This is a genomic window from Chryseobacterium sp. UNC8MFCol (assembly GCF_000482305.1).
GTDB lineage: Bacteria > Bacteroidota > Bacteroidia > Flavobacteriales > Weeksellaceae > Chryseobacterium > Chryseobacterium indologenes.
Genome location: NZ_AXUZ01000025.1, coordinates 1 through 5,277, shown reverse-complemented (window position 1 = coordinate 5,277; position 5,277 = coordinate 1). Strand labels below are relative to the sequence as shown.

Genomic DNA, 5,277 nt, shown 5'->3' with positions numbered 1-5,277 from the left:
CACTATTAGATGCAATACTTAATGTATTATTTTCATCAGCAAGCATAGTCATGAAATAAGCTGCATCTTTCCCTTCTATTTTAGCAATTGGAAGCGATTTATTGTACCCCCAAACAATTCCTACAGTAGCTCCATCTTTCGTGGTATACTGAATAACATTTCCTTTATTATCATAGTAATCATAAGTAACTTCAGTAGAAGGAATATTATTCAGAATATCATATGTTTTAACAGATAAAGGTAATACCAAATCTCCTGATTGCGATGTCGGAACGGAAGATGGATACATCGTTTCAACTCTCGATAATGTTTTAGTAGCTCCGTTCGTAGTTTGAGAAGTGATTGTTTCTAAAGGAATACCTACCATATTTTTACTGATCATCAGCTGATTGTCTTTTTCGTGGGCATAGCTTAACGAAGAAGTTTTAAGGATTCCCGAAGAATCTAAGAATGTCTGCTTTGTCATCTGGTTATGTTGAGCACTCTCATAAGTATACTGAGTAGTTTCGGTTAAAGAAGGAACATTATTATAATAGTATATCTCCTTTTTTTCACTTAAATATGGATTATAAGCATAGATATTATACGCAGCAAGCCTGATCAATTCTGCCATTCCATGAAGGTATGTATAAGCTCCGTAATAAATAGGTTCTCCATAGACATTGCTCTGAAAATCATATGCTCTTATGGTATTTTCAAAACGAGCAGGAGAGTCATTGTATTTGAAATTGGTTTGATGTACAATATTGCCATTCTTATCCTTTTTTATGATATTTAACGGTTTACCTCTTTCGAAATCCAAAGAATTATAACTCATTTTCCGTAAATTGTTATAGATTGATGAATTATTGAAGGCAAAAAAACTGAACCCATTGGCTCTCTTATCCAGATAACCATTATCACTGTTTGAAAAAATATACTCCGTAGTACCGTTATTGTTTGTTTCAGATGTCTTTTCTGTAACCTTCGTATAAACAACATGTTTGCCCCTTGTGTTGTTGGACGGAAGAATAGGCATATCTGCAAAGCGATAAATCCTGGCTCCACTATTTTGGTCTTCTTCAAAATAAACTGGTTTTCCTGAAAGTACCCCTGTTGAATTACCTGTAGCGGTGCCGGTATCAGTATAATAGTATTCTTTTATTATGTTTTGTGCATCACCCGGATCCGTAATTGTTTTTTTTATTCTCAATCCCCCGGCAATTTTCTTTTCAGAAGGCTCAATGAAGAATTCAAATGGAAGGCTGGTTTGTGCCTCAATAACCTTGTTATAATCATGAGGTTCATAAATAAACTCACTATATCCCTTTGTAGGATAAGTAATTTTTTTAAGCACACCTTTTGTTAATTGTCCAGGATCTGTTTCCTTATAAGCCGGCAATATGTTTTTCATCTGGTCTACAGAATATTTAGTTCCGTTTGCCGGTGCTACACTTGTAAGAAATGACTTATTATTGTAATACCCCCAGTGATCATTTCTCATCTGATTATATTTTGGCAAATCCGTTGAATAGTAATCTAATTGATAAGTTTCCCCACTTTTTTTTGTAAATCCATTCAGAAAAAGTTTTTTTTCCGGATCTTCCAGGTAGTTGAAATTAATTTCTTCAATAACTGCATTTTTTGTTATGCTTACCTTATCCAGTTTATAAAATTGTTTTGCAGCCATTATATCTGCACGAAAATGATTGGTATACTGGAAGGATGCATTCCATTGGCTATTGCTGATATCTGTAAAATTATATTGTTCTACATTGGCCTTACTTTTCAAAAAATCTATAGTATAAAGATTATTGACATTTATCCCTTTGAGATATGTTACAAAAGTTTTTTCGGGTGTTTTTGTAATTTGCTGAACAGCACCGGATGTTGTTCCTGAATTAATATTATAATACAAGGAGGTGAAAGTATGATGCATTTTGAATAAAGCTTTATTTTCTCTTTCATAGCTGAATTCAATCTCAAAATTACTTGGAAGAATGACTTTTGTTAAAAACCAGGAATTAACAATAAAATGAGGATTAAAAGGATCGATAGCCTGACTTGGTGGACTAGCGGTAAATTCTATAGACTGAGGAGTTTTACCAAAAATATATTGTATCCCCTTATGATCTGTTAATGTAAATCCATAGATTATTCTTTTAATATTATGTGTTTTACTATTTACAGTACGGTACCCATCGTCATAAAGTTTAAAATCAGACGTAAGCTCACTTGTTATCTTTATATCTTTGAAATCTCCTGAAGCAACAACCCATTGCCCATTATGATTCTTATAAAATGTTCCCGACATTCCATTTACATTGAAATTGAATTCATCCGGCGCCGGATATACTGTTCTAGTTCCCCCACCGATAGACCGGTTATTATTAATAAACTGAGACCGGGCATTATCGGAATCCCACGCAGCATTATCCAATGTATTAAAGTTATCATAATAAGAGTATTTATTTTGTACCGGATCTGTACTCACAAGTACTTCATCAACTCCTCCTTTCACTGTACGTGTGATTACTCCGCCTACATTCAGATTCCACCCTGCTCCGACCCAGGTGGGGGGAGTATCGGGTTTTATTGATGCAAGGCTATAAGAAAGATCCAGATTTAAGTTGTATCCCTCTTTACTAAAATTAAAGAGATTGAAGTTAATATTGGGTTGCCCCGAAAAAAGATCAATATCTGTTGGGTTATATTGACTAAGACTCGCTGCATTTGGACTATTGCTAAAAATAGCTGGGCTATAAGGATTGCCCGGGTTTACCTGTGATTTAATAAAATAAGGAGCCAGGGCGATAAGAGAAAGGGTTATATATTTTTTCATCTCGTATTATTTCTTAATCAATTGAGTAGTAACCACTTTATTCGCATCTGTTTTTATAGCAATCAAATCAATGATTTCGCTTCCGACCCTGTCTTCCCTATCTGGAATGCTTTCCGATTCATTTTCTGAGAAATATTTTTCACGAACCGGTTCTCCCTGCTGGTTTAGCTTTACCAGACGGAAATCGTAACTGTTGTTTTGTTTATTCGTTTGTTGTTTGTTGTTCTGATTTGAACTTCCTGTAATGAGATACTGCTGATCCATGGTTGTAATTCCCTGGCTTAGAACAGCCTGAGTAAAGGGCTTGACATCCTTTTGCCAAACAATTATGTGAGCAGACAATACTGAAGCAGCACATAGGAGTAATGCGCTCACGTAGAGTTTTTTCATGCGGGTTATTAATTTTTTATAAATATAACTTATTAATACATTTCTACAAAGGAGAAAATGTAATAGTATCAATAAAATATTTTATGATAAGTACTATTCAATATTGAACAATATATGTATATGATTGTAAACTTTATAAAGAGGTTTATATAGGGCATGAAAAAATTAACCGCTACCTTGTGTAGCGGTTAATTGATATAAAGCATCAGTAAAGCTTTCTGATAATTAGAAAGTTTTAAATTAATAGCGAGTTACACTGTTAAATACTTTCTTCAATTCGCTTTTAGTCTTTTCCGAAGGATTGGTACAATAAATAGACAACTTATTTTTGTCGGAATTTTTATTAAAAAAGGCCGCAATTGTTCCCTTTTCTTTTTTTGGAAATACCATTAAAACATCTATCTTGTTTATCGTGTCATAATAATAATAGTTTTTATTAAAGACTGCATTTGAGTTGTCAAAATCTTTATTCTTATATACATTGATATCTTGAGAATCAATCTCATGGTTCGAAAATTCCAACATCGTCTGCTTTTCTTTTTCACTATCTACGATAATCGGATTATCAGACAGATCAACACCATGATTATCAAACACTATAGAGTCTTTTTCATTGATAAACAGCAAAACTTTTGAATCATAAGCTGTTATCTTTGCTTGTTTCCAGTCTGTGGGGATACATATCTTAAAATTATCGAAACGCTGCTCTTTACACTCCAGTTTATTTGTCTCAGATTTATCCCTCTGACTACAGGCAGTCAGTATAAAAAGGACTTGTATAAAAATTAATGTTCTCATTTTCTTTTCACATTTTCTTGATAAAATTGTTCTGCTAATGTTTTGGAATGTGTTTTGTCCCAGCCACTAAGCCAACTTGCCTGGCTTGAGAAAGTTTTTCCAAGCTTAGCTTTTTCCATATTGGGGCTTATTCCAGATGCTTTAAATATGGTATGTTTTTGTAAATTGGATATATTTCTATCTTTAGAGGTAAAAGCTGTCATTAAACCGCTTTCACTATGACCTAATCCTAAATTATGGCCCAATTCATGTTTTACTATCTGATCGAAAAGCCCTTTAGTTAATGTATTATTTCCTTCAATTGCAGCAATACGTCCGCCTGTGGTTCCCCATCCTAAAGTATCTCCTCCATCAGTGCTTTTTGAATCGACCACCTGATCTACAATCATGAGAACATGGTCATTCTCTCCGATTTTATCAAAGCTACTAACTACTTCATATTCGATATCAAAAGAATCGATGTAAACATTAGAATTGAACCCTCCTGCAAATTTTTCATATCCTTCACCTTTGAATTCACTTACTGAGACTTTTCCCTTTGACTTACTAAACATAGTAGAAGACAGATCCGTCCCTGATATATTCAGAACCTTCATGGTAACGGTCATACTGACATGTTTATATTGCGTCGTACCCTCCATTCTTGACGAGTTTACAGTAGTTCTGATATCATCATTACTACTTCCGGCTCCATAATATGCAATAGCATCATTAAATGACACTTCTTTATCCCCATCCATGTATTTCCCTGTATTCCAATTATAAGAAGGTTTCATTCCATCAGGGTCAACATAAAAAACAGGATTATTGAATACATAGTTATAAGGACTGTGCCGTCTCATTTTTTCTGCCATTGGATCAATAACGCCCCATCTTCCGATATCAGGCATATAGAATCTTGCGCCATAGTCATACATTCCACTGTTTTGTAGTTCTTTGCCGTTGTATTTGTAATTCTTATAACTCGCCTCGCCATAGAATGAATTACCCGTCTTCAGGTGGTTCATCCCGAATGGATAATAATCATTGGCATCGGTGATCTCCAAAGCTCCGGCACTGTTTCTTGTAAAACTTATCCGCACGTTTCCTAAATGATCTTTGTACTGATAAATATACTGATCTTTAGTGTAATCATAAAATCCTTCTGCGGTTGGGAAAAAGATCAATCCCTGAGCCCTAAAGATTTTAGCAGTCTGATTTCCTCCTCCTACTTTACCATCGGAATCAGGGAATAACTCCATTTCAGGTCTTTCAAGAGTAAAGGCCTG

4 protein-coding genes are annotated in these 5,277 nt (G+C 34.5%); all 4 read right to left on the bottom strand.

Features of this window, described 5'->3' with window-relative positions; all coding sequences use genetic code 11:
• On the bottom strand, positions 1-2,821 hold a 2,821-nt coding region (locus M030_RS0114210; RefSeq protein ID WP_027374115.1), incomplete at its 3' end, for a hypothetical protein.
• 6 nt (positions 2,822-2,827) lie between these two features.
• Positions 2,828-3,211 carry a hypothetical protein gene (locus M030_RS0114205; RefSeq protein WP_027374114.1) on the bottom strand — a complete coding sequence of 128 codons (384 nt, stop codon included), beginning with the start codon at positions 3,209-3,211 and terminating at the stop codon, positions 2,828-2,830.
• Between the two features lie 240 nt (positions 3,212-3,451).
• Positions 3,452-4,009 (bottom strand): hypothetical protein, encoded by a 558-nt coding sequence (locus M030_RS0114200; RefSeq protein WP_027374113.1) that lies wholly within the window; start codon positions 4,007-4,009, stop codon positions 3,452-3,454.
• On the bottom strand, positions 4,006-5,277 hold a 1,272-nt coding region (locus M030_RS24180), incomplete at its 5' end, for an RHS repeat domain-containing protein (protein WP_034722666.1). The genes M030_RS0114200 and M030_RS24180, both read right to left, overlap by 4 nt.

Coding starts and splice junctions, on each gene's coding strand:
- M030_RS0114205 (WP_027374114.1), bottom strand. CDS start 3,211: ATGAAAAAACTCTACGTGAGCGCATTACTCCTATGTGCTGCTTCAGTA.
- M030_RS0114200 (WP_027374113.1), bottom strand. CDS start 4,009: ATGAGAACATTAATTTTTATACAAGTCCTTTTTATACTGACTGCCTGT.